We start from the raw sequence: 25,359 nt of genomic DNA, 5'->3' as shown, positions 1-25,359 counted from the left end.
CTTTGGTTGTCGAGCCCCAGGTTCCCCTACGGATCGGCTCGTGATCCGCTGAGTTCGGCCATGATGTTGCGGCCACATTCCTTTGCACTCCAAAGCACCTTGCCGGTCACGCAGCGCGTGTCGCAGGCGGTCATCAGCAGCAGTGGCGCGGGCGTGCACGGCAGCGCCAGCATCAGCACCTTGCCCTCACCCGCTTCCAGCATCAGCACTTCCAGCTCGCCCAGCGACAGCTCGCGGCCCACGGCGGCGGCCAGCGCGAGCATCGCGCTGGTCATCGCGGCCAGGCGTTCGCCGTTTCCGTGACTGCCGGCAGCGGGCACCAGCGCGAAGCCGTCCACGCTGGCCAGCACCGCGCTGCGCACGCCATTGAGGCTGTCGGCGAACGCTTGAAGGTGTTGCACGACGCGCTCGCGCACGGCCGGATCCAGCCGGCGCACATCCTGTCCGTCAGCCATGGGCCAGCACCAGGTCGCGGGTTTCCATCTCGCTCATCAGCACGTCCATCAGGAAAAGTCCTTGTTCGCGTTCGCGCGCGTCGATGGGCATCACCGGCAGCAGGCGGTCGTTCCAGCCCGCGACCGTGGCGCAGGAATCGAGGTCGAACTCCGGAGCAAGATCCACGCGCGAGACGCCAATCACCGCCGGCACCTGCGCGGCATGCTCACGCAGCACACCCAGATAGCCCTGCAGTTCTTCCACTACCGTGTGACGGGTGGCATCGAGCAGCAGTACCACGCCGCTGGCGCCCTGCAGCAGGATCGGCCAGATGAAGTCGAAGCGCTGCTGGCCGGGGGTGCCGTACAGGCGCAGGCGGTCGCCGTTGGGCAGGTCGATGTCGGCGTAGTCCATGGCCACCGTGGTCGAGGCCTTGTCGGCGCCTTGGCGGTCGGTGTTGTGCACATCGGTATCCACCACCGCGCCGGCGGCGATGGCACGTACCAGGGTTGATTTTCCGCACCCCATCCCACCCAGCACCACGATCTTGTGTTCGCGCACGCTCAACCCCCGCCGCGCTGGCGCACGCTGCGCCACATCCGGGCCAGCAGGGTGCCGCCGTCGCTGTCGCGGCGCGGCAGCGGTGCGGGGGCGGCGGTGTCTTCCAGGGCGGCATACCCGCACAGGTAGGCAGGATGCACGAAGCTGCGCACGGCGTCGGCCGGCACGTCGAGCAGCTGCGCGCATTCGTCCACCCTGCACGCACGCTTGAGCAGCAGCGAACACAGCCGGAAGCTGTCGTGCTGGTGCCCCAGCACGCGGAAGTCCGGCCAGCGCAGGAGCTTTACTCTTGCGTGGCGCTGCAGGCGTGCATCGAGGTCGTGCCAGTGCGCTGGGCGCAGCCCCCATTGCCAGAGCAGCGGGCGCAGCGGCTGGCGCGGCAGCGCGCCGGACAGCTGCTGGTAGCGCCGGGCGGAGATGCCATGCAGCGACAGTGATTCGAAGGTATCGGAGAGGTGCTGCGCCAGGTCTGCGGCATCCACACCGGCCGGCACCACCATCTGGTCGTGCACGATATCCAACAGCACGCGCGGCTCGCCGTCCAATGCCAGCAGCGCATGGCCCTGGCGAGCGGGCAGGCTTTCGCGCAGCGCGCGGGTGATGGCCTTGGCGCCGCGCGCGGTGCATGGTTCGTCGATGCTGGTGGGTTCGTCCGGCATGCGCCGCAACGCATGTTCGATGGCGTTGTCGTCCAGCACGCCACGGTTGTCGCCCTGCCCTTGGCGCAGGTGGCCGTCCTGGTCTTCGATCCAGAACTGGATGCGCGGTCGTTCGCGCACCATGCGCAAGGCGGCATTGCGCAACGCAGGGGTGTCCTTGATCACCAGCAGGTCGCACTCATCAAGATCGCGACAGCTGCGCACGGTCTCGGGCGGCAATGACGCGGCCACGCGCAGCCGCTGCAGCAACGCCCGTTCTCCCTGGACATCCGATCCGACCACCAGCACCCTGGCCATCGCCTTCCCCCTGGGTTGTGAGAGATCACAGCCATTGCTGAGATATCGTCGCTAGCCTATGCCATGGGTCTGGCCACCATGGGTGATGGATTGCACACTTTGAGTGTGGACATCTGGCCAAAAATATTGCAACGCGGGGGCGCTGCTACAGGCAAGTTTCATGCCGTTTTATCTTTCACGCCGGCCGACAGCGTGCCAGTAGACCCCGAGGCGTCTCACGTAAATACAGCCAAATCAGGAAAGCCCGTGCCTAAGCACGGCCTCCTGCCGCACACCACAACGACCATATAGGCGCCTGAGGTGCGGGAAGGAGCACCAACCGCTAATTTTCGTGAGTGGGGGGCCTGACCTGATCGGGTTCACCAACCGTAACTGTTCCGGATCCACCGCCACCACCACCACCGCCGCCCGACCCACCACCACCGCCACCTGAGCCACCACCCGGATTCCCGTTGCCGCTACCAATTCCGCCCGGCGATGGATCGATAGGCACCCTCTTTTCAGTTACGTAGTGACCATTGAAATTTTGTACGTAGGTCGCGCAATAGGTCGCGTTGCAGATCATGTAGCTTGTACCCGTCGCATGCATCCACATGGGAACCCAACCGTCGATGGGTGCGAGATTCCTCTCCAGGAACTCCTGCGTTGCGGAATCTATGATTGGCGAACGCACTTCGCAATTGTTGTCGCAGACGATTGGCCCTCTATTGAACGCATACAACATCGAGCAGCCCACTGCTGTGGCGGTCAGCAAGGCCATGGCTGCTACAATCTTCATGGGTCTTGATCGTTTGGTGTTAGTGACTAGCGCAACATTCATCGTAAATCTCCTTTGCCTTTGTGTTTGATTCCCCGATCTGCGCAGCATTCAATCTATCCCGAAGCCACTGCAGTCGATTGCTTGATACCGCGCCTGGAGCAGCGCGCTCTGCCGCCAGGTAGTAGGCATAGCTGGTGGTGTTGTCTTGCTCGGTCATCACCCCGACCTGGTAGCCGTTGCCGAGCTGCATCAGTGCATCAATGCTTCCGCGATCGGCAGCAGATCCCAGGTATTCCATCGCTTGCCGCTTGTAGTCGACAACCGCATGAGGATTTTTGAAAATTTCCTGGGTACCACCAAGTACCTGTTCCGGATCGGCCACGAACACGAGCTGTGCGCCTAGATGGCCTTGCTCGGCACCCAATCGAAGCCAGTCCGACCTTGCTGCCAGATACTCCACCGGGATATCTCGACACTCCGCTTCACTTTTCGCATCCAACGAAGATGGCGCTCCGCCGCTCGGTCCCATGAGGGGCATGCATTGCGAGATTTTCAGATAGATTTCGTAGGACGCCTTGCCGTTTCCCGCGCGCGCCAGCGGCTCCAATCCGCGGATTACAGAAGCCGCATTACCCTCGGGTGCCGAGCCGAAGTCCCGTACATTGAACGCGCGGCCGCTCAGAGGTGTTTTCACAATCCCGTAGCGAGTCTCGGGGTCGACGGGCATGGTGTGCATCATTGCGCCTGGGTTTCGCTTGGCATCCGTTGATGCGCCGGACGGTGGCTGGCCGCGGTCACTTGATGGCGCTTCAGGCCCATCCCTATTGCCACAGCCGCCCAGCAGCATTGCCAATGCGATTCCATGAAGTAGCTTCGCCATCTGTAGGACCTCCATTCAAAATCTGACCGACCCGTGTCGCGTCGGCCGGTGTCGCCGTTAGGCGATCGATTCAACGCGGTAATCGACCATTGCCCCGACCGACCGTTCCCAGGCTGTTGAGTTTCACCAACAGTTCCCGAGAACTCTCATCGGTTACGTGGTGGTAAGACGTTATGCCTTGCGTCTGCCCTTGAACATCAGAGCGTTCCCGCCTTGAAGGTCAGAATGCTCCTCTGTATGAGTCAGCTATTCCGCTCCTCGCAGCAGAGAGGAAGCCTTACGCCTCCCGGATTCCACGATCAGCAGCCGCGAGTGATGCGCAAAAAAAACCCGCGCCGAAGCGCGGGTTTTAACTTTCGATCGCCACGAGGGCGGAATCGAGCCTTACAGTGCGGCCAATGCCTGGTTGAACGTGCTGCTCGGGCGCATGGCCTTGCTGGCCTTGGCCACGTCCGGGCGGTAGTAGCCGCCGATGTCGACCGGCTTGCCCTGCGCGGCGATCAGCTCGCCAACGATGGCCTGCTCGTTGTCGGCCAGTGCCTTCGCCAGCGGGGCGAAGCGGGCCTTCAGCGCAGCATCGTCATCCTGTGCAGCCAGGGCCTGGGCCCAGTACAGCGCGATGTAGAAGTGGCTGCCGCGATTGTCGATGCCACCGAGCTTGCGCGAGGGCGACTTGTCGTTGTCCAGGAACTGGCCGTTGGCCTGGTCCAGGGTCTTGGCCAGCACCGTCGCACCGGCATTGCCGTAGCGGTTGCCCAGGTGCTCCAGCGAGGCCGCCAGGGCCAGGAATTCACCCAGCGAATCCCAGCGCAGGTAGTCTTCTTCCACGAACTGCTGCACGTGCTTGGGAGCCGAACCACCGGCACCGGTTTCGAACAGGCCACCACCGGCCATCAGCGGCACGATGGAGAGCATCTTGGCGCTGGTGCCCAGTTCCATGATCGGGAACAGGTCGGTGAGGTAATCACGCAGCACGTTGCCGGTCACCGAAATGGTGTCTTCACCCTTGCGGATGCGCTCCAGCGAGAACGCGGTCGCCTCCACCGGGGCCAGGATGCGGATGTCCAGGCCGTTGGTGTCGTGGTCCTTGAGGTAGGTCTCGACCTTGGCGATCACCTGCGCATCGTGTGCGCGGGAAGCATCCAGCCAGAACACGGCCGGGGTGCTGCTCAGGCGGGCGCGGTTCACGGCCAGCTTGACCCAGTCTTGGATCGGGGCGTCCTTGGTCTGGCACATGCGCCAGATGTCGCCGGTCTGCACGGCGTGTTCGAACACCACGTTGCCGGCATCGTCGGTGACGCGCACGGTGCCGTCGGCCGGAATCTGGAAGGTCTTGTCGTGCGAGCCGTATTCTTCGGCCTTCTGCGCCATCAGGCCGACGTTCGGCACCGAGCCCATGGTGGCCGGGTCGAAGGCGCCGTGGGCAATGCAGTCGTCGATTACGGCTTGGTACACGCCCGCGTAGCAACGGTCAGGAATGACGGCCTTGGTGTCCTGCAGCTTGCCGTCGGCATTCCACATGCCACCGGAGTCGCGGATCATCGCCGGCATCGAGGCATCGACGATGACGTCGCTGGGCACGTGCAGGTTGGTGATGCCCTTGTCGGAATTGACCATGGCCAGGCCCGGGCGCTTGCCGTACTCGGCAGCCAGGTCGGCCTTGATCGCTTCCTGGATGGCTTCGGGCAGCTGCGGCAGGCGCGCGTACAGGTCGCCGATGCCGTTGTTGGGATCGAAGCCGGCCTGCTTGAGCACGTCGGCGTGCTTGGCCAGCACGTCCTTGTAGAACTCTTCAACGACCACGCCGAACATGATCGGGTCGGAGACCTTCATCATGGTGGCCTTGAGGTGCAGCGAGAACAGCACGCCCTTGGCCTTGGCATCGGCGATCTGCGCCTGTACGAACGCGGCCAGCGCGTTGCGGCTCATCACGGCGGCATCGACGATCTCACCGGCCTTGACGGCGGTCTTTTCCTTCAGCACCACGGTGGTGCCGTCGGCCTGCTGCAGTTCGATCTTCAGGGTCCCGGCGGTAGCCAGGGTGGCCGACTTTTCGCTGCCGTAGAAATCGCCGCCGTCCATGTGCGCGACATGCGACTTGGAGTCCTTCGACCACTTGCCCATGCGGTGCGGGTGCTTGCGGGCGTAATTCTTGACCGACAGCGGCGCGCGGCGGTCGGAGTTGCCTTCGCGCAGCACCGGGTTCACCGCGCTGCCCTTGACCTTGTCATAGCGCGCCTTGATGTCGCGCGAGACCTCGTCGGTAGGCACGTCCGGGTAGTTCGGCAGGGCATAACCCTGATCCTGCAGTTCCTTGATGGCCGCCTTCAGCTGCGGCACCGAGGCGCTGATGTTGGGCAGCTTGATGATGTTGGCGTCCGGGGTGGTCGCCAGCTGGCCCAGCTCGGCCAGGTGGTCGGCTTCCTTCTGGTCGTCCTTCAGGAAATCCGGGAACAGCGCCAGGATGCGGCCGGACAGCGAAATGTCGCGGGTTTCGACCGCGATGCCGGCAGTGGCGGTGTAGGCCTCGACGATCGGCAGCAGCGACTGGGTGGCCAGGAACGGGGCTTCATCGGTAAGCGTGTACAGAATCTTGGGCGTGTTCGACATGGGGGACAGTGCTCTCCGGGTAACCCCCGCATTGTCGCGGTTTCAGCCCCGGGGAGCAAAGCCATGCCATACGCGGCGGTATTGGAACGCTGTGTGGCACAAACAAAAAAGACGCAGCCTCGCGGCTGCGTCCATCGTGAGCCCTAGCCGGGAGAGAGTCGGCAGGACTTACTTGACCTCAAACTCCTGCGGCGTTCCAGCCGCCTTGCCATCTACCATGACTTCCGCGCGGTATTTGCCTGCCGGCCAGCCATTGGCATTCTTGAAGGTGACGTTGGTGGTTTCGGCACCCGTGGTGTTCAGGACCTGGCTCTGCTCACCGGCCACCTGACCATCCTGATAGGTCAACTTGGCGGTGGTGTTCACGTTGTTGGCAGTGCCATCGGTGCGGAACGAGACGATGATTGCGTCCCGCGGCGTGATCAGTGCCACCGGTGCAACCGTCTTGTCCGCCGCAGCGGTAGTGCCCACCGTGATGGCGGTCACCGTGACGGGTGCGGCCGCAGTCATCGGCTGCGGCGCGGCCGGCTCGGCCGGGGTGGTGGCAACCGGCGTGGCCGGCTGGGCGTTGTTGTCGGCGGTGTCTTCCTTCTTCTTGCAGCCGACCAGGGCCACGGTGGCCAGCGCGGCGGCGAGTACGGTGGTGCTGATGGATGTCTTCTTCATGGAATTCCTCCCTGGGAATAAAGTCGGATTGCGAGGCGAACGGCTCAGCTCTTCGGCGGCAACTTGAGTACCTGGTCCGGGAAGATCTTGTCCGGATCTTTCAGCACGTCTTTGTTGAGCTCGAAGATCTTCTGCCAGGCGTTCGCGTCGCCCAGCTCGTTCTTGGCGATTTTGGAAAGGGTGTCGCCCTTCTGGACGGTGTAGGTGCCGCCGCCCACCTTTTCGGCAGTGGTGTCCACCGAGGAGGTCACGCCGGAGAAATCGGCCTTTTCCACCTTCTGCGCGGAGGTATCCACGCTGGAGGTGACGCCGGAGAAATCAGCCTTCTTGTCGGTACTCATCCACACGCTCCCTTGAATGGAACAGCCTTGGATCGCAAGGTGTCACAGGCCTTGTTAATGGGGCATGGCGCAGGTGTGAAGGGTTCGGGAGGTTTTCTGAACAGGGCGGCTGGCGGGGGCCGGCCACGCTAAAATGGCCGCATGAATACTCCCCAGGACTCCAGCCTCGGTCGCGAGGTTGCTTACCCTTCCCAGTACGACCCGTCCCTGCTCTTTCCGATCCCGCGCCGCGCCGCGCGCGAGGAAATCGGCGTGGACGAGGCCCACCTCCCCTTCATCGGCCATGACCGCTGGCAGGCCTACGAGCTGAGCTGGCTGGACCGGCGTGGCAAGCCGCGCGTGGCGGTGGCCACCATCAGCGTGCCGTGCACCTCGCCGAACCTGATCGAATCCAAATCGTTCAAGCTTTACCTCAACTCGCTCAACAGCACCCGCTTCGACGACGACGAGCAGGCGCGCCATCGGATTGCCGGTGATCTCTCGGCCTGCGCCGGAGCAGTGGTGACGGTGGTGTTCGGGGTGCCCCCGCTGGTGGACGCCGCGGAAGGCGAATCACTGGATGGGCTCGATGTGGCGATCGAGCGCTACGGTCCGCCGGCGCCCGAGTACCTCTCGGCCAATGCTGGCCAGGTAGTGACCGAAACGCTGAGTTCGGCGCTGCTCAAGTCCAACTGCCCGGTCACCGGGCAACCGGACTGGGCCAGCGTGAGCGTGCGCTACCGCGGCCCGCGGATCGACCGCGAAGGCCTGCTGCGCTACCTGGTGAGCTACCGCGAACATGCCGAATTCCACGAGCAGTGCGTGGAGCGCATCTTCAACGAGCTCACCCTGCGCTGCCAGCCGGAGTGGCTGGAAGTGGAGGCCCGCTATACGCGTCGCGGTGGGTTGGACATCAACCCATGGCGGGCCAGCGCGGGGATCGCGCACCCAGCGCGGACCGTTCGGGACGTGCGCCAGTAGCGCACGACCGTTGGTCGTGCGGCGCCAGTAGTCGTGCGACCTCAACCCGCCTTCGGCGCGTTGAGGAAATCCAGGCTCACCTGCAGCAAGGCGCGCAGGCCCACGTCCAGCGCCTTCTCGTCCAGCAGGAACTTCGGCGAATGGTTGGCCGGGGCGGTGGCCGGGTCGATGCCTTCGCTGGTGGAGCCGACGAAGAAGAACATGCCCGGCACCTGCTGGGCATACAGCGAGAAGTCCTCGGCACCCATCTGCAGCGGCGGCTCGTAGACATTGGCTTCGCCGACCACGGCCTGCAGGCTGGGCAGCATGCGCGCGGTCAACGACGGATCGTTGACCGTGGCCGGGTTTCCTTCCGCCTCGAAAATCTCGGTCTGCGCCTTGGCGCCGTGCGCGGCTGCGGTGTGCTCGGCCACGTTGCGCAGGTCGGCGAAGATCTGCTGGCGCATGCCTTCGTCGAAGGTGCGGATGGTGCCCACCATCTCTACTTCGTCGGGAATGATGTTGTAGCGGATGCCGCCCTTGATCGCGCCGAAGGACACCACCGCCGGTTGCCTGGAGATGTTGGAGCGGCGGCTGACGATGGTCTGCGCGGTACCGACCAGGTCAGCGGTGGCCACGATCGGGTCGACCCCGTTCCACGGTGCCGAACCATGCGTCTGGCGGCCGATTACCTTGATCCCGAAGCGGTCCGAGGCGGCCATCAGCGGGCCGCCACGCACCGCGATCTGCCCGGCCTGGACGCTGGAGAACACGTGCAGGCCGAACACGGCATCCGGCTTGAAGTCGGCGAACAGCCCTTCCTTGAGCATCAACGCGGCACCGCCCTCTTCCGGCGGCGGCGCGCCTTCTTCGGAAGGCTGGAAGATCAGCATCACTTCACCGGGCAGGCTCTCGCGCATCTTCACCAGCGCGTCGGCCACGCCGAGCAGGGTGGCGGTGTGGGCGTCATGGCCGCAGGCGTGCATCACGCCCACCGGTTCGCCGCGATAGGTGCTGGTGGCCTTCGAGGCAAACGGCAGGCCGGTCTGTTCGGTGACCGGCAGCGCGTCCATGTCCGCGCGCAGGGCAATGCGCGGGCCGGGCTTGCCGCCCTTGATGATCGCCACCACGCCGTGATGGGCGATGCCGGTCCTGGGCTTCAGGCCCATCGCACGCAGCTGGTCGGCCACCTTGGCCGAGGTGCGCTCTTCGCGGTTGGACAGCTCCGGGTGCTGGTGGAAATCGCGGCGCCACTGCACCACCTGGGCTTGCAGACGAGCGGCGGCGGCGGTGACTTCCGGGCGTTCTGCCGGGGCGGTGGCGGCCAGCGCGGGCGAGGCGAGCAGCAGGGCGGACAGCAGCAGCGAAAGACGGGGCATTCGGGTCTCCGGCGGGGGTTCCATGGGGTTGAACCTGAATGTAGGGCATCAAGCTGGTTTTCGCTGTAACTTTCGGCGCGGCCGAACGTTGTCCGGGAAGGCAGCCGACCCGCATTCGGCGCTCCCCCTTCAGGCGCGGTCGGGCCGCCGGGGTTACCTGTTGAACCTTGAAGGCCGCTGCGGGTCTGACCGCCCGTCCCATTTGTCATGCATGAAAGGTCACGGGTGGCGGGTATGCTTTGCCACTGCCAACCGGGCCCCGCCCTTCGCCAGCCTCAGGAGTTTTGAATGTCGCGTTTCTGGAAGATCGTGCTGCTGGTGATCGCAGTGCTGGTGGTGGGCCTGGTCGGCATGCACCTGCTCAACGGTGGCAAGGGCAAGGATGCCAGGCCAGGGGCGCAGGCCGGGGCCGGCAAGGACGGCGAACGCGATACCGGCCCGGTTCCGGTGACGGTGATCGACGCGGCCCGCCAGGACGTGCCGGTCTACGCCAGCGCGCTCGGCACGGTGAGCGCGATGAACACCGTGACCGTAAGCCCGCAGGTGGGCGGCCAGCTGATCAGCCTGAACTTCAAGGAAGGCCAGGAAGTGAAGCAGGGCGACCTGCTGGCGCAGATCGATCCGCGCACGCTTCAGGCCAGCTTTGACGAAGCCGCGGCGGCCAAGAAGCAGAACCAGGCCCAGCTGGCCACGGCGCGCTCGAACTACCAGCGCTCCAATTCGCCCGAATACCGCCAGTACGTCGCCAAGACCGACCTGGACACCCAGCGCAACCAGGTGGCCCAGTACGAAAGCGCGGTGGCGGCCAATGAAGCCAGCATGCGCGCGGCCCAGGTGCAGCTGCAGTACACCCGCGTGACCGCGCCCATTTCCGGCATTGCCGGCATCCGTGCCGTGGACGCCGGCAACGTGGTCAGCGCCGGTACCGCGCTGGTCACCCTGACCCAGATCCACCCGATCCACGTGGTGTTCAACCTGCCCGAACGCCAGCTGCCGGACGTGCGCCAAGCCCAGCAGGCCGGCCCGGTGACGATTGCCGCGCTGGACCGCAACGATTCGCACGTGCTCACCGACGGCGGCACGCTGGACGTGGTGGACAACCAGATCAGCAGCGACAGCGGCACCTTCCGCGCGCGCGCCCTGTTCGACAATAAAGACAACAGCCTGTGGCCGGGCCAGTTCGTCAACGTGCGCATGCAGCTGCGCACCATCGCCGGTGGCGTGGTCATCCCGACCCAGGCGGTGATGCGAGGCCCCGATGGCGAGTACGTGTACATCGTCAAGCCGGACAACACGGTGGCCATGCAGACCGTGAAGAGCGGCGTGGAAGTGGGCGACAGCAACATCCAGATCACCGAAGGCCTGAAAGGCGGCGAGCGCGTTGTCAGCGAAGGCCAGTTCCGGCTCAAGCCCGGCAGCAAGGTCACGGCACTGAAGCCGGGTGAAACCCCGGCCGCACCGACCGAGGCCGAGCTCAAAGCCGCCGCGCAGAAACAGGGCGGCCCCGGTGGCCGCCGTGGCGGCGGCCCGCGCTGACCGCGCGCGTCGCACAGGTAACGCCGGCCGGGTGGCCGGCGTTCGCTTCCCGCATCGCCGTCTGACGTAACAGCAAGGATCCGCCCGTGGGCTTTTCGACGATCTTCATCCGCCGCCCCATCGCCACTTCGCTGTTGATGGCGGGCCTGCTGCTGCTCGGCATCCTCGGCTACCGCCAGCTGCCGGTGTCGGCGCTTCCGGAAATCGATGCACCCAGCCTTGTGGTCACCACCCAGTATCCGGGTGCGAACGCCACCACCATGGCCTCGCTGGTGACCACGCCGCTGGAGCGCCAGTTCGGCCAGATCTCCGGGCTGGAGCTGATGACCTCCGATTCGTCGGCGGGCCTGTCCACGATCATCCTGCAGTTCTCGATGGACCGGGACATCGATATCGCCGCCCAGGACGTGCAGGCCGCCATCCGACAGGCCACCCTGCCCTCGTCGCTGCCTTACCAGCCGGTCTACAACCGGGTGAACCCGGCCGACGCGGCGATCATCACCCTCAAGCTCACCTCCGACACGCGCCCGCTGCGCGATGTGAACAACTACGCCGACTCGATCCTGGCCCAGCGCCTGTCGCAGGTGCAGGGCGTGGGCCTGGTCTCGATTGCCGGCAATGTGCGCCCGGCCGTGCGCATCCAGGTCAATCCGGCGCAGCTGTCCAACATGGGCCTGACCCTGGAAGACCTGCGCAGCGCGCTGACCCAGGCCAACGTCAACGCACCCAAGGGCTCGCTCAACGGCAAGACCCAGTCCTACAGCATCGGCACCAACGACCAGCTGACCAGCGCGGCCGAATACCGCGAGACCATCATCAGCTACAAGAACGGCGCGCCGGTACGACTGTCGGACGTGGCCGAGGTGGTCGATGGCGTGGAGAACGACCAGCTTGCCGCATGGGCCGATGGCAAGCCGGCGGTGCTGCTGGAAATCCGCCGCCAGCCCGGCGCCAATATCGTGCAGACGGTGGAGCGCATCCGCGCGCTGATGCCGCAGTTGCAGAACGTGCTTCCGGCCGACGTGCACCTGGAGGTGTTCTCGGACCGCACCGAAACCATCCGCGCCTCGGTGCATGAAGTGCAGTTCACGCTCATCCTCACCATCGGCCTGGTGGTGGCGGTGATCTTCGTGTTCCTGCGCCGCCTCTGGGCCACGATCATTCCCTCGGTGGCGGTGCCGCTGTCGCTGGCGGGCACCTTCGGGGTGATGGCCTTTGCCGGCATGTCGCTGGACAACCTCTCGCTGATGGCGCTGGTGGTGGCCACCGGCTTCGTGGTCGACGATGCGATCGTGATGATCGAGAACATCGTGCGCTACATCGAACAGGGCAAGAGCGGCCCCGAAGCGGCCGAGATCGGCGCACGCCAGATCGGCTTCACCGTGCTGTCGCTGACCGTGTCGCTGGTGGCGGTGTTCCTGCCGCTGCTGCTGATGCCCGGGGTGACCGGCCGGCTGTTCCATGAGTTCGCATGGGTGCTGAGCATCGCGGTGGTGTTGTCGATGCTGATTTCGCTGACGCTCACCCCGATGATGTGCGCTTACCTGCTCAAGCCCGACGCGCTGCCCGAAGGCGAGGACGCGCATGAGCGTGCACACGCGGCTGGCAAGCAGACCGTGTGGAGCCGCACCGTAGGCCTGTACGAGCGCAGCCTGGACTGGGTGCTGGGCCACCAGCGCATGACCCTGGCGGTGGCCGCCGGCGCGCTGGTACTGACCGTGGTGCTGTACATCGTGATTCCCAAGGGCCTGCTGCCCGAACAGGACACCGGGCTGATCACCGGCGTGGTCCAGGCCGACCAGAACATCGCCTTCCCGCAGATGGAACAACGCACCAAGGCGGTGGCGGAGGCGCTGCGCAAGGACCCGGCTGTAACCGGCGTGGCGGCCTTCATCGGCGCGGGCAGCATGAACCCCACACTCAACCAGGGCCAGCTGTCGATCGTGCTCAAAGAGCGCGGCGACCGTGACGGCCTGGAAGAGATCCTGCCGCGCCTGCAGCAGGCCGTGGCCGACATTCCTGGGGTGGCGCTCTACCTCAAGCCGGTGCAGGACGTGACCCTGGATACCCGCGTGGCGGCCACCGAGTACCAGTACTCGCTGTCGGACGTGGACAGCGCGCAGGTTGCGCTGCAGGCCACCCGCCTGACCGAGGCGCTGCGCCAGCGCCCGGAACTGGCAGACGTGGACAACAACCTGTCCAACCAAGGCCGCGCGCTGGAGCTGAACATCGACCGCGACAAGGCCAGCGTGCTGGGCGTGCCGATGCAGACCATCGACGACACCCTGTACGACGCCTTCGGCCAGCGCCAGATCTCCACCATCTTCACCGAGCTCAACCAGTACCGCGTGGTACTGGAAGTAGCGCCTGAGTTCCGCACCAGCACTGCGTTGATGAACCAGCTGGCGGTGGCGTCCAACGGCGCCGGCGCGCTGACCGGCAGCAATGCCACCAACTTCGGCCAGGTCACCTCGTCCAACTCGTCCACTGCCACCGGCATCGGCGCGCAGAACACGGGCATTCCGGTGGGTGCGGGCAACATCATCCCGCTGGCCGCGCTGGCCGAAGGCAAGGTCACCAGCACTCCGCTGGTGGTGAGCCACCAGCAGCAGCTGCCGGCGGTGACGGTGTCGTTCAACATTGCTCCGGGCTATTCGCTGTCCGATGCGGTCAAGGCGATTGAAGAAACCCGTGCCAGCCTGGACATGCCGTCGCAGGTGCACGCGCAGTTCATCGGCAAGGCGGCCGAGTTCACCGGCAGCCAGACTGACGTGGTGTGGCTGCTGCTGGCTTCGCTGGTGGTGATCTACATCGTGCTGGGCGTGTTGTACGAGAGCTACATCCATCCCATCACGATCATCTCCACCCTGCCTCCGGCCGGCGTCGGTGCGCTGCTGGCGCTGATGGTGTGCGGGCTGAGCCTGTCGGTGGATGGCATCGTCGGCATCGTGCTGCTGATCGGCATCGTCAAGAAAAACGGCATCATGATGGTGGACTTCGCCATCGAGGCGCGCCGCGCCGGTGCCAACGCGCACGAAGCGATCCGCCGCGCCTGCCTGCTGCGCTTCCGCCCGATCATGATGACCACCGCCGCGGCCATGCTGGGCGCGTTGCCGTTGGCACTGGGCACCGGCATCGGTTCGGAGCTGCGCCGCCCGCTCGGTATCGCCATCGTAGGCGGCCTGCTGATCTCGCAGCTGGTCACGCTGTACACCACGCCGGTGATCTACCTGTACATGGAGCGCTACTCCGAATGGCTGCGCGAGCGCCGTGAACAGCGCGCCCTGCGCAACGCCACCGCACAGGACCGCGCGTGAACATCTCCGGTCCGTTCATCCGCCGCCCGATCGGTACCGCGCTGCTGGCCATCGGCCTGTTCGTGGTCGGGTTGATGTGCTACCTGAAGCTCGGAGTGTCGGCGCTGCCGAACATCCAGATTCCGGTGATCTTCGTGCACGCCAGCCAGTCTGGCGCGGACGCCACCACCATGGCGTCCACGGTCACCGCGCCGCTGGAGCGCCACCTGGGCCAGCTGCCCGGGGTGGACCAGATGCGCTCGTCCAGTTCCGAAGGCAGTTCGCTGGTCTTCATGATCTTCCAGAGCGGGGTCGACATCGATTCAGCCGCGCTGGACGTGCAGACCGCCATCAACTCGGCCCAGGCCGACCTGCCCTCCGGGCTGGGCTCGCCGATGTTCCAGAAGGCCAACCCGAACGACGATCCGGTGATCGCCATCGCGCTGACGTCGCAGACGCAGTCGGCCGATGAGCTGTACAACGTGGCCGATTCGCTGCTGGCCCAGCGCATCCGCCAGATCAGCGGGGTGTCGTCGGTGGATATTGCCGGCGCTTCCACCCCAGCGGTGCGGGTGGACGTCAACCTGCGCCTGCTCAACGCGCTGAACCTCACCCCGGACGACCTGCGCAATGCGGTGCGTGCAGCCAACGTGACCTCCCCCACCGGGTTCCTGAGCGATGGCAACACCACCACGGCGATCATCGCCAACGATTCGGTGGCGCGCGCGGCCGACTTCGCCAACCTGGTGATCAAGACCCAGGACGATGGCCGGGTGATTCGCCTGAAGGACGTGGCCAATGTCTACGACGGCCAGCAGGATGCCTACCAGGCCGCGTGGTTCGACCACAAACCGGCGGTGGTGATGTACGTGTTCACCCGCGCCGGGGCCAACATCGTGGAGACGGTGGACCGGGTCAAGGCGCAGATCCCGATGCTGCGCGACTACCTGCAGCCGGGCACCACGCTCACCCCGTACTTCGACCGCACCCCGACCATCCGCTCGTCGCTGCATGAAGTGCAGATCACCCTGCTGATCAGCCTGGCCATGGTGGTCCTGACCATGGCGCTGTTCCTGCGCCGGCTGGCGCCGACCCTGATCGCGGCGATCACCGTGCCGCTGTCACTGGCCGGTGCCGCGCTGGTGATGTACGTGTTCGGCTTCACCCTAAACAACCTGAGCCTGCTGGCGCTGGTGATCGCGATCGGCTTCGTGGTGGACGATGCGATCGTGGTGATCGAGAACATCATGCGTCATCTCGACGAAGGCATGCCGCGCATGCAGGCAGCGTTGACCGGCGCGCGCGAGATCGGCTTCACCATCGTTTCCATCACCGCCTCGCTGGTGGCGGTGTTCATTCCGCTGCTGTTTGCCAGCGGCATGGTGGGTGCGTTCTTCCGCGAGTTCACCGTGACCCTGGTGGCGGCCATCGTGGTTTCGATGATCGTCTCGCTCACGCTCACCCCGGCGCTGTGCAGCCGCTTCCTGAGCGCGCACACCGAACCGGACAAGCCTTCGCGGATCGGCCGCTTCCTGGATGCCACCCACGACCGCATGCTGCGCCTGTATACCGTGTGCCTGGATTTCTCGCTGCGGCATGCGCTGCTGCTGTCGCTGACCCCGATCCTGCTGATCGTGGCCACGGTGATGCTGGCCGGCGCGGTCAAGAAGGGCTCGTTCCCGCCGCAGGACACCGGCCTGATCTGGGGCCGCGCCAATTCCAGCGCCACGGTCTCGTTCGAGGACATGGTCAACCGCCAACGGCGCATCACCGACATGCTGATGGCCGACCCGGCGGTGAAGACCGTGGGCGTGCGCCTGGGCAGCGGCCGCCAGGGATCGAGCGCGCAGTTCAACATCGAGCTGAAGACGCGCAAGGAAGGCCGCCGCGAAACCACGGCGCAGGCGTTGGCCCGTTTGAGTGCCAAGGCCGACCGTTACCCGGACCTGGAACTGCGCCTGCGCGCGATCCAGGATCTTCCCAGCGACGGCGGCGGAGGCAACAGCCAGGGTGCGCAGTATCGCGTGTCGCTGCAGGGCAACGACCTGGCCCAGCTTCAGGAATGGCTGCCCAAGGTGCAGGCGGCACTGAAGAAGAACCCGATGCTGCGCGACGTCGGCACCGACGTGGATACCGCCGGCCTGCGCCAGAACATCGAGATCGATCGGGCCAAGGCCGCGCGCCTTGGCGTGTCGGTGGGTGCGATTGATGGTGCGCTGTACGGTGCATTCGGCCAGCGCCAGATCTCGACCATCTATTCGGACATCAACCAGTACAGCGTGGTGGTCAACGCACTGCCGGAGCAGACTGCGACCCCGCGCGCGCTGGATGAGATCCACGTGCGGGCCGGCAACGGCGAGATGATTCCGATCACCGCCGTGGCGCGCCAGGTTCCCGGGTTGGCGCCGCCGCAGATCACCCACCAGAACCAATACACCACGATGGACCTGAGCTACAACCTGGCCCCCGGCGTGAGCACCGGCGAAGGCGAGGCGATCATCAAGGCCACGGTGGACGGGCTGCGCCTGCCCGGCGACATCCGCATCAGCGACGGCGGCGGCTTCAACGTGCAGCTCAACCCCAATTCGATGCTGATCCTGGTTCTTGCGGCCATCATCACCGTGTACCTGGTGCTGGGCATGCTGTACGAAAGTCTGGTGCACCCGGTGACGATCCTGTCCACGCTGCCGGCGGCCGGCGTGGGCGCGCTGCTGGCGTTGTTTGTCACCAACACCGAGTTGTCGGTGATCTCGATGATCGCGCTGGTGCTGCTGATCGGCATCGTCAAGAAGAACGCGATCATGATGATCGACTTCGCCGTGGTGGCCCAGCGTGAGCATGGCAAGAGCCCGCTCGAAGCCGTGCGCGAGGCCAGCATCGTGCGCTTCCGCCCGATCATGATGACCACCATGGTAGCGATCCTGGCGGCGGTACCGCTGGCCATCGGTTTGGGCGAGGGCTCGGAGCTGCGCCGCCCGCTGGGCATCGCGATGATCGGCGGCCTGCTGTTCTCGCAGAGCCTGACCCTGCTGAGCACGCCGGCGCTGTATGTGATCTTCTCGTGCCTGCAGCAGCACTGGCGCGGCTGGCGTGCGCGCCGGCGCGAAAAGGTGATGATCAAGCGCGCTGCACGCGCCTGACGCAGCGCACGACCAACGGCCGTGCGCTGCCGCGGTATGGTCGGTACCTACCAACCGGCTATGTCGGCTTCACTGCGATGACGCAATAATGAGGCGTCACCGCCCTGCGAGTCCGCATGTCCGCCCGAGAATCCCGCCTGAGTCGCCTGTGGGCGCATGAGAAGGCCAGCTACGGGCTGCGGGTGTTCATTGCATTGTCCGTGGCCATGGGCGTGTGCTGGCACCTGGACCAGCTGCCCGCCCTGCCCGGCGTGTTCCTCGGCATCATCGCCAGCGCCATTGCCGAAACCGACGACAACTGGTGGGGCCGCACCAAATCCGTCGCGCTCTCCCTGCTGTGCTTCGTGGTGGCGGCGGCCGCGGTGGTCGAACTGTTCGCCTGGCCATGGCTGTTCATTGCCGCCCTCGCCCTGTCCACCTTCGGCCTGACCCTGCTCGGCGCCCTTGGCGAGCGCTACGCCTCCATCGCCCAGGCCACCGTCACCCTGGCCATCTACACCATGATCGGCCTCGAACAGCACGGCGCCGACGACCGCGCCCAGGCCATCACCGCCGTCAGCCACCTGCTGGCCGGCGCCCTCTGGTATGGCCTGCTGTCCATTCTGTGGACCGCGCTGTTCGCCAACCGCCCCGTTCGCGAACGCCTCGCCCGCCTCTACCTCGAACTGGGCCGCTACCTCCAGCTCAAGGCCGACCTGTTCGAGCCCGTGCGCGATGCCGACGTGCAGAAGCGCCAGCTGGCCCTGGCCGAACAGAACCGCCGCGTCGTTGAAGCGCTCAACATCGCCAAGACCGCCATCTTGGCCCGGTTCGGCCGCTCCGGCCGGCCCGGCGTGCAGTCCGGCCTGTATCTGCGCCTGTATTACATGGCCCAGGACTTCCACGAACGCGCCAGCTCCTCGCATTACCCTTATGGCGCGCTCACCGACGCCTTCTTCCACAGCGACGTGCTCTACCGCTGCCAGCGCCTGCTCGCCCTGCAGGGAGAAGCCTGTGCCAACCTGGGCACCGCCATCCGCATGCGCCGGCCGTTCCAGTACGGCGACCGCACCCGCCAGGCCACCGCCGACCTCACCGACTCCCTCACCTGGCTGCGCGCCCAGCACAATCCCCAGTGGCAGCGCCTGCTCTCCTCGCTGGAACTGCTCGGCCACAACCTGCAGAGCATCGAACGCCGCCTGTCCGAAGCCGCCCAGTCCGAATCCACCCTGGACAACGTCGATACCCGCCTGCGCGACACCAACCCCCATACCCTGCGCGAAATGGGCGTGCGCATCCGCCAGCAGCTCACACCCGGCTCGCTGTTGTTCCGCCACGGCCTGCGCATGGCGCTTGCGCTGATCGTGGGCTTTGCCGCCATCCGCCTGTTCAACGCCCAGAACGGCTCCTGGGTGCTGCTCACCATCGTGTTCGTGTGCCGCCCCAACTTCGGCGCCACCCGCCAGCGGCTGGCCCAGCGGATCGCCGGCACCCTGATCGGGCTGGTGCTTACGTGGGCGCTGATGCAGCTGTTCCAGGACCTGCGCATCGAACTGCTGATCGCCCTGCTTTCCGCACTGCTGTTCTTCTTCACCCGCAGCGACCGCTACCTGGTCGCCTCGGCGGCGATCACCGTGATGGCGTTGACCTGCTTCAACCTCATCGGCGATGGGTTCCTGCTGATCTGGCCACGCCTGGTCGATACCCTGCTGGGCTGCGCGATTGCCGCCGCTGCCGCGTTCCTGATCCTGCCCGACTGGCAGGGCCGCCGCCTCGACCTGGTAATGGCGCGCGTGCTTGAACGCTGCGCCGGCTACCTGCAGGCGGTGCTGGGCCAGTACGGCAGCGGCATGCAGGACGACCTGGCCTACCGTATCGCCCGCCGCGATATGCACAACGCCGATGCGGCCTTGTCCACCGCGCTGTCCAACATGCTGCGCGAGCCGGGCCACGTGCGCGGCAACCTGGATGCCGGCTTCCGCTTCCTGGCGCTGTCCAACACCCTGCTCGGCCATCTTTCCGCGCTCGGCGCCCATCGCGCGCAGGTGGACAGCTACGCGCAGGACCCTTTGGCCCGCTCCAGCGGCGAACGCGTGCAGCACGCCATGCAGCAGATCGCCGGTGCGCTGGAACGGCGCGAACCGGTGGACGAGGCGGCCAACGAGGACGACCGCGCCCTGGCCGAACAGCTGGAGCAGGTCAGCGATGAGATGCCGCCCAAGCTGCAGCTTATCCGCACCCAGATCGGCCTGATGCTGCGCCTCCTGCCCAAGCTGCGCGCGGCCGCGAACGAAATAGGTACCGGGACTGCGTGATAGGCTGCGCCGGTTCGCAAGGAGATTCCATGTCCGGCCACAGTCAGTTCGCCCTGCTCCGCCAGCGCCGCTTCCTGCCCTTCTTCATCGTGCAGTCGCTGGGGGCGTTCAACGACAACGTGTACCGCCAGGCCATCATCGGCCTGCTGTTCTACCTCGGCGTGAGCCAGGCCGAGCAGTCGCTGTACACCACGCTGGCACCGGCCATCTTCATCCTGCCCTACTTCCTGTTCTCCGCCCTGGCCGGGCAGATCGCCGAGAAGCTGGAGAAGTCGCGCCTGATCGTGATCACCACCACGATGGAGATCGCGATCATGACCCTGGCTGCGGTCGGCTTCCTGACCCAGAGCATGCCGATCCTGCTCATCGCCCTGTTCTGCACCGGGCTGCAGTCCACCCTGTTCGGCCCGGTCAAGTATTCGGTGCTGCCCTCGGTGCTCAAGCCCGAAGAGCTCACCGGTGGCAACGGCCTGGTCGAGATGGGCACCTCGATGTCGATCCTGACCGGGATGATCAGCGGCGGGATCATCTTCACCCTGGCCGGCAGTTTCGGCCCGATCGTGGCGGCAACGGCGGTGATCGCGCTGGCCATTGCCGGCAACATCACCGCGCGCATGATCCCCAAGGTCGATGCCGGCGCGCCCGACCTGAAGATCAACTGGAACCCCATTCCCGAATCGCTGGCGGTGCTGCGCCTGGCCAAGAAGCAGAAGGCGGTGGCCAACGCCATCCTGGGCGTCTCGTGGTTCTGGTTCGTCGGCACCATGCTCACCTCGCAGCTGCCCACCTACGCGGTGGTCAACCTGGGCGGCGAACCGACCCTGTACATCTTCGCGCTGGCGCTGTTCTCGGTTGGTACCGGGGTAGGCTCGCTGCTGTGCGAAAAGCTGTCCGGGCGCACCGTCGAAATCGGCCTGGTGCCGCTGGGCGCCTTCGGCATGACCGCCTTCATGCTGGACCTGTACTTCGCCCGTGCCGGCACCGCCACCACGGCCGGCCTGGGCGTAGCCGCCTTCGTGGCCGCGCCGGGCAGCATGCGCATCATCGTTGACCTGGTGGGCATCGGCCTGTTCACCGGCTTCTTCGTGGTGCCGTTGTTCGCGCTGATCCAGAGCCGCACGCCGAAATCGGAAATGTCGCGCGTGTTCGCCGCGCTCAACATCCAGAATTCCGGCTTCATCGTCGCCGCGGCGATGATCGCGCTGGCCACGCAGAAATTCCTGCACTGGACGATCCCGCAGCTGTTCCTGGCGCTGGCGATCGCCAATGCGGTGGTGGCGATCTACATCTTCACCATCGTGCCCGAATTCCTGATGCGGTTCCTCAGCTGGGTGATGGTGCGCTTCCTGTACCGGCTGCGCCCGCATGGCATTGAAGCCAACGTGCCTGACGAGGGCGCGGCGCTGATCGTCTGCAACCACGTCAGCTACATGGACGCGCTGATCCTGTCGGCAACGATCCCGCGTCCGGTGCGCTTCGTCATGTACTACAGGATCTTCAACATCCCGGTGATGCGCTGGATCTTCCGTACCGCCAAGGCGATTCCGATTGCCGGCGCGCGCGAGAACCCGGCGCTGATGCAGGCCGCGTTCGATGAAGTGGACAAGGCGCTGGCCGAAGGTGAGCTGGTCTGCATTTTCCCCGAAGGTGCGCTGACCCGCGATGGCGAAATGGCGGCCTTCAAATCCGGCGTGGAGAAGATCCTCGAGCGCCGACCGGTGCCGGTGGTGCCGATGGCACTGCGCGGCATGTGGGCCAGCATGTGGAGCCGCCGCGATACGCGCCTGGGGCGTATGCGGGTGCCACGACGCCTGCGCGCCCACGTAGAGGTGATCGCCGGACCGCCGGTCGACGGCGCCACGGCGACCGCCGAGGGGCTGGAAGCACAGGTGCGAGCGCTGCGCGGCGACCAAGGCTGAAAGCGGCGGGTCAGGGTATTCCGCAAAGAAATCCATTGCGGCGCTCATGTAAACGCATACATCGCAGGAAACATCGGGTAGATTACCGCCCATAGGGGATGTCCCCTGGCGTTGGGAGACGCCGGGAGACAGCCAATGGAATGGAGTCGTACGTGAATCATCTGCCGCCACCCACCCCACCGGGCGTTGTCGTTCCCAACCATCTGGTCTGGGCCATCCTGACAACGCTGTTCTGCTGCCTGCCGTTGGGCGTGGTGTCGATCGTGTATGCGGCCCAGGTCGATGGCCGCCGCGCGGCCGGCGACCTGGCCGGTGCGTATGACGCATCGCGCAAGGCCGGCGGATGGGCCCTGGCATCGGCGCTGGCCCTGCCGGTGCTGCTGCTGGTGTGGTTTGGCCTGTTTGGCGGCATGGCCGCGCTGGGCGCTCTTTCCGACCTGTGAAACACCCTTCGTTCAACCCACCCAAAAAAATGGAGCTTCACCGATGAACACCACTGCCCCGCAAGTCCCCAACAATCTGGTCTGGGCCATCCTGACCACCCTGTTCTGCTGCCTGCCGGCCGGCATCGTGTCGATCGTGTATGCCGCGCAGGTCAACGGCAAGCTGGCCGTCGGTGACATCGCCGGTGCGCGCGAGTCGTCGGACAAGGCCAAGAAGTGGGCGATGTGGTCGGCCATCATCGGCGTCGTGGCCATCGTGCTCTACATCATCCTGGTCGTGGTGATGGGCGTTGGCGGCGCGATGGGCGGCGGCAACTACTGATCGCCCCCTGGACGGCCCGGTCCGGCGCCCGCGAAGGGTGCCCGGCTCGGGCCGTTCTGCCGTCATGACGATGCCTTCCCGTTCCACCCTGTCGCGTTGGACGCCGCTGGCCGTCACGGCCGGGCTGGCCGTGGGCGCGACCGTGGTGCTGCGCCATGTCAGCCCGTATGCCGGCAACAGCCCGCTGCCGGGTTGCCCGCTGTATGCGTTGACCGGGTTGTACTGTCCCGGCTGTGGCAGCACCCGCTGCCTGTATTCGCTGGTCCACTTCGACTGGTCCGGCGCGATGGCGATGAATCCGTTGCTGGTTATCTCGCTGCCGTTCCTGCTGTTGATGCTGCTCAACAACGCAGGCGTGCGCATGCGCGCATTGGACCCGCTGATGCGGGTGCTGGCCAATCCCACCTTCTGGCTGGTGCTGCTGGTCGGCTATGCGGTGCTGCGCAACCTGCCATGGATGCCGTTCGCGCTGCTGGCGCCCTAGGTCACCCAACCGGCGATGACCAGCAACGCAAGCGCTGCCATCCACAACAACAGCATCCGCCAGACCAGGCTCATCGCGTCGCGCAGTTCCGGCAGGCGGCGCCACACCGGCACCATGCCCGCATCGCTGTAATCGTGCGCGTCTTCACGAAGTTCGGCACTGACGCTGGCCCGCGCCACGGCGCCCAAAAAGTTCCTGGAGGCGGACCAGCGATTACCGTGCGCCTCGCGCCAGGCCTTGAAGGCGGTATCGAAGTTGCCCACCAGCGCCATCGACAGCGACATCAGCTGCGCGACCGGCCATTCCAGCCACGACACGACCTGGCGCGCGCCGGCGGTTGTCTCGACGTCGGCCAGCGAGCGCAGCGGCCCCACCGCCAGCAGCACCAGCAGGCGGTACGCCAGCGCGCCCACCGGGCCCAGCAGGAGGAACCAGAACAGCACCGCGAACCAGCGCCGCAGCGCGTTGAGCACGGTAACTTCCACCAGCGACGGCACGTCCTCGTGCAGGCTGCCACCGGCCGACTGCAGCTGGCCGATGGCGGCATGGCGGGCATGCGCATCATCGGCATCGATCACCGCTTCCACGTCACGGTCCAGATCGCGCGGGCCCCAGCACACCACCAGCGTGGCGATGCCCAGCAGCAGCGACGGCAGGCCGAACAGGCGGTCATGCAACGCCCATTGCAGCAGGGCCAGACACAGCACGAACGGAACCACTGCCAACAGCCAGCCGTGGCGCCCACGCCAGAAGCCGGTTTCGGCGGCGTGGGCGTCCAGCCACTGCAGCCAACGCCGGTACCAGCCGAAACGGCGCAGCGCCACGGCCGCGGCAGGCGCGACATGGCCCAGAGCCAAGGCGACCAGTACTGCGACCAGGGTGGTGAACATGGCGGCCTCCGTTCGGTTTCTGGGCGCTACTATGCCTTGGGGCCCGGCAATTCCCCGGGCCACAGGTAATGTATGCCGCCCCGCGTTCAGGCAGCGGCAACGTGGTGCCGGTCAGCTTACTTGGCTGCGGTACCAGTGCTCGATCAGACTGCGTGAGATCGAGATCGGCGGCGACAGCCGGATGCTCGCCCCGTCGTCCTCGATGTCGCGTGCCAGTGCCGCGCCCACTTCCTCGGCGCTGAACCAGCGTGCATCTTCCAGCTCGCCGTCTACGGTCGGCACGTCATCTTCAGCCGTTGCGCTGAAGCCCAGCATCAGCGCGCCCGGGAATGGCCACGGCTGGGTACCCAGGTAGCTGCAGGTACGCACCCGCACCCGGCTTTCCTCGAAGACCTCACGGACCACGGTCTGCTCCAGCGATTCGCCCGGCTCGACGAACCCGGCCAGCACCGAGTACCGGCGCGGGGCCCAGTTGGCCTGCCGTCCGAGCAGCAGGCGGCCATTGTTTTCCACCGCCACGATCACCGCCGGGTCCACGCGCGGGTAGTGCTCGGTGTTGCACTTGGCGCAGCGGCCGACGAAGCCACCACGGGTGAAGGCCACGGCACCGCCGCACACCCCGCAGAAGCGGGTGCGCGACTGCCAGTACGACATGCCGCGGGCGTAGCAGAAGGCGCTGGCATCGGCGGCCGACCAGGTGGTGGCCGATTCGCGCAGGTCCACGCGCTGGGGAGCCGTGGCATCCACCGCGGCGGATTCGACCGAGAACCACGCCTGCTCGCCGCGTAGGCCGAGAAATATGGCCGTGCCGGGGCCACCCCCGACCTGGGCGCCGGTCAGCGCAAGCGGCTGGCCGTCGTCGCCGGCCAGCGCGCGGCCATCGGGGTCCAGCACAAGCACGTGGGCCTGCGGCCACATCCGCAACAACGCATCGGCGTCGTCGCGCAGGCTGTCGGCGCGTTCAAGGGGTTCGGTGGTGAAAGCAAAACCGGCAAGCGGCAAGGAGACGTTGGACATCCCTGAAGCCTGCCGCTATTCAACCCGAACAGCAAGCGGTGCCGTGCGGCATCGCCCAACCGGTCACATGCTGAAACTGCTGCCGCAGCCGCAGGTGGTTTTGGCGTTCGGATTGCGGATCACGAACTGCGCGCCGGTCAGGCTTTCGGTGTAATCCACTTCGGCACCCATCAGGTACTGCAGGCTGAGCGGGTCGACCAGCAGGGTCACGCCGTTGGTGTCTACGGCCAGGTCATCCTCGGCACGGTTCTCGTCGAACTCGAAGCCATACTGGAAGCCGGAACAGCCACCGCCCTGGATGTAGACACGCAGGGCCAGCCCATCGCCGGGCTCGTCCTGGATCAGTTCCTTGACCTTGGCCGCAGCGGCTTCGGTGAAGTTCAGCGGGCGATCCAGCGTCTGGTAATTCGGCGCGGCGGCAGGGGTGGGGGCGCCGGGAAGGGAAACTAGCGTGCTCATGCCCCCAGCATGGGGGTGCATGGGCACGCTTT

The 25,359-nt window shown here is 65.9% G+C and carries 21 protein-coding genes; 9 read left to right on the top strand and 12 right to left on the bottom strand.

Annotated features, from left to right (window positions below):
• Positions 1-26: 26 nt before the first annotated feature.
• The 8 genes from ACTJI4_RS01410 to ACTJI4_RS01375 form a co-directional block, all read right to left on the bottom strand.
• A complete protein-coding gene (locus ACTJI4_RS01410) occupies positions 27-455 on the bottom strand; it encodes a roadblock/LC7 domain-containing protein (protein ID WP_440868313.1) in 429 nt (142 codons plus the stop codon).
• Positions 448-996 carry a GTP-binding protein gene (locus ACTJI4_RS01405; RefSeq protein WP_440868312.1) on the bottom strand — a complete coding sequence of 183 codons (549 nt, stop codon included), beginning with the start codon at positions 994-996 and terminating at the stop codon, positions 448-450. The genes ACTJI4_RS01410 and ACTJI4_RS01405 overlap by 8 nt, the downstream gene beginning before the upstream one ends.
• 2 nt (positions 997-998) lie before the next feature.
• The gene (locus ACTJI4_RS01400) at positions 999-1,952 is read right to left on the bottom strand and encodes a hypothetical protein (protein WP_440868311.1); all 954 of its coding nucleotides are present in this window, start codon (positions 1,950-1,952) and stop codon (positions 999-1,001) included.
• A 322-nt stretch (positions 1,953-2,274) separates the two neighbouring features.
• Complete coding sequence (locus tag ACTJI4_RS01395; protein ID WP_440868310.1) at positions 2,275-2,730, bottom strand: hypothetical protein; 456 nt, start codon at positions 2,728-2,730, stop codon at positions 2,275-2,277.
• A gap of 19 nt (positions 2,731-2,749) precedes the next feature.
• Entirely contained in the window at positions 2,750-3,592 is an 843-nt protein-coding gene (locus tag ACTJI4_RS01390) for a hypothetical protein (RefSeq protein WP_440868309.1), read from the bottom strand.
• Positions 3,593-3,976: 384 nt separating this feature from the next.
• Positions 3,977-6,202: an NADP-dependent isocitrate dehydrogenase gene (locus tag ACTJI4_RS01385; RefSeq protein WP_440868308.1), complete on the bottom strand. Its 2,226-nt coding sequence runs from the start codon at positions 6,200-6,202 to the stop codon at positions 3,977-3,979.
• 168 nt (positions 6,203-6,370) lie between these two features.
• Positions 6,371-6,868, bottom strand: a complete 498-nt coding sequence (locus ACTJI4_RS01380) for a hypothetical protein (protein ID WP_392922772.1) — start codon at positions 6,866-6,868, stop codon at positions 6,371-6,373.
• A 44-nt stretch (positions 6,869-6,912) separates the two neighbouring features.
• On the bottom strand, positions 6,913-7,209 hold the full coding sequence (locus tag ACTJI4_RS01375) for a LysM peptidoglycan-binding domain-containing protein (protein ID WP_440868307.1): 297 nt from the start codon (positions 7,207-7,209) through the stop codon (positions 6,913-6,915).
• 141 nt (positions 7,210-7,350) lie between these two features.
• On the opposite strand from ACTJI4_RS01375, the gene queF reads away from it, so the two are divergent.
• Positions 7,351-8,169 (top strand): NADPH-dependent 7-cyano-7-deazaguanine reductase QueF, encoded by an 819-nt coding sequence (gene queF, locus ACTJI4_RS01370; RefSeq protein WP_440868306.1) that lies wholly within the window; start codon positions 7,351-7,353, stop codon positions 8,167-8,169.
• 41 nt (positions 8,170-8,210) lie between these two features.
• On the opposite strand, the gene ACTJI4_RS01365 is transcribed toward queF, so the two are convergent.
• Positions 8,211-9,527 (bottom strand): M20 family metallopeptidase, encoded by a 1,317-nt coding sequence (locus ACTJI4_RS01365; RefSeq protein ID WP_440868305.1) that lies wholly within the window; start codon positions 9,525-9,527, stop codon positions 8,211-8,213.
• A 288-nt stretch (positions 9,528-9,815) separates the two neighbouring features.
• Between ACTJI4_RS01365 and ACTJI4_RS01360 the strand changes: the two genes are divergently transcribed.
• The 8 genes from ACTJI4_RS01360 (at position 9,816) to ACTJI4_RS01325 (ending at position 22,961) form a co-directional block, all read left to right on the top strand.
• Complete coding sequence (locus ACTJI4_RS01360; protein ID WP_440868304.1) at positions 9,816-11,063, top strand: efflux RND transporter periplasmic adaptor subunit; 1,248 nt, start codon at positions 9,816-9,818, stop codon at positions 11,061-11,063.
• 86 nt (positions 11,064-11,149) lie between these two features.
• Positions 11,150-14,380 carry an efflux RND transporter permease subunit gene (locus tag ACTJI4_RS01355; protein ID WP_440868303.1) on the top strand — a complete coding sequence of 1,077 codons (3,231 nt, stop codon included), beginning with the start codon at positions 11,150-11,152 and terminating at the stop codon, positions 14,378-14,380.
• Complete coding sequence (locus ACTJI4_RS01350) at positions 14,377-17,499, top strand: efflux RND transporter permease subunit (RefSeq protein ID WP_392922757.1); 3,123 nt, start codon at positions 14,377-14,379, stop codon at positions 17,497-17,499. Before ACTJI4_RS01355 ends, ACTJI4_RS01350 begins: the two co-directional genes overlap by 4 nt.
• A gap of 116 nt (positions 17,500-17,615) precedes the next feature.
• Complete coding sequence (gene yccS, locus ACTJI4_RS01345) at positions 17,616-19,793, top strand: YccS family putative transporter (protein ID WP_440868302.1); 2,178 nt, start codon at positions 17,616-17,618, stop codon at positions 19,791-19,793.
• A 29-nt stretch (positions 19,794-19,822) separates the two neighbouring features.
• Positions 19,823-21,712 (top strand): MFS transporter, encoded by a 1,890-nt coding sequence (locus ACTJI4_RS01340; RefSeq protein WP_440868301.1) that lies wholly within the window; start codon positions 19,823-19,825, stop codon positions 21,710-21,712.
• A 152-nt stretch (positions 21,713-21,864) separates the two neighbouring features.
• A complete protein-coding gene (locus ACTJI4_RS01335; protein WP_392922748.1) occupies positions 21,865-22,155 on the top strand; it encodes a CD225/dispanin family protein in 291 nt (96 codons plus the stop codon).
• 43 nt (positions 22,156-22,198) lie between these two features.
• Positions 22,199-22,477, top strand: a complete 279-nt coding sequence (locus ACTJI4_RS01330) for a CD225/dispanin family protein (RefSeq protein WP_392922745.1) — start codon at positions 22,199-22,201, stop codon at positions 22,475-22,477.
• Between the two features lie 64 nt (positions 22,478-22,541).
• On the top strand, positions 22,542-22,961 hold the full coding sequence (locus ACTJI4_RS01325; RefSeq protein ID WP_392922742.1) for a DUF2752 domain-containing protein: 420 nt from the start codon (positions 22,542-22,544) through the stop codon (positions 22,959-22,961).
• On the opposite strand, the gene ampE is transcribed toward ACTJI4_RS01325, so the two are convergent.
• The 3 genes from ampE to erpA all read right to left on the bottom strand — a co-directional run bounded on the left by ampE (position 22,958) and on the right by erpA (position 25,327).
• Positions 22,958-23,851, bottom strand: coding sequence for a regulatory signaling modulator protein AmpE (gene ampE / locus ACTJI4_RS01320; RefSeq protein ID WP_440868300.1), 894 nt, complete (start codon positions 23,849-23,851; stop codon positions 22,958-22,960). The genes ACTJI4_RS01325 and ampE overlap by 4 nt on opposite strands.
• Positions 23,852-23,962: 111 nt before the next feature.
• On the bottom strand, positions 23,963-24,868 hold the full coding sequence (gene nudC, locus ACTJI4_RS01315; protein WP_440868299.1) for an NAD(+) diphosphatase: 906 nt from the start codon (positions 24,866-24,868) through the stop codon (positions 23,963-23,965).
• A 63-nt stretch (positions 24,869-24,931) separates the two neighbouring features.
• Complete coding sequence (gene erpA, locus ACTJI4_RS01310; RefSeq protein WP_392922734.1) at positions 24,932-25,327, bottom strand: iron-sulfur cluster insertion protein ErpA; 396 nt, start codon at positions 25,325-25,327, stop codon at positions 24,932-24,934.
• Positions 25,328-25,359: the final 32 nt, after the last annotated feature.

Origin of the sequence: Stenotrophomonas sp. 22385, from assembly GCF_052045085.1 — a bacterium.
In the GTDB taxonomy this organism is placed as follows: Bacteria; Pseudomonadota; Gammaproteobacteria; order Xanthomonadales; family Xanthomonadaceae; genus Stenotrophomonas.
The sequence above is the reverse complement of the archived record's forward strand: the minus strand, read 5'-3'. Positions and strand labels throughout refer to the sequence as shown.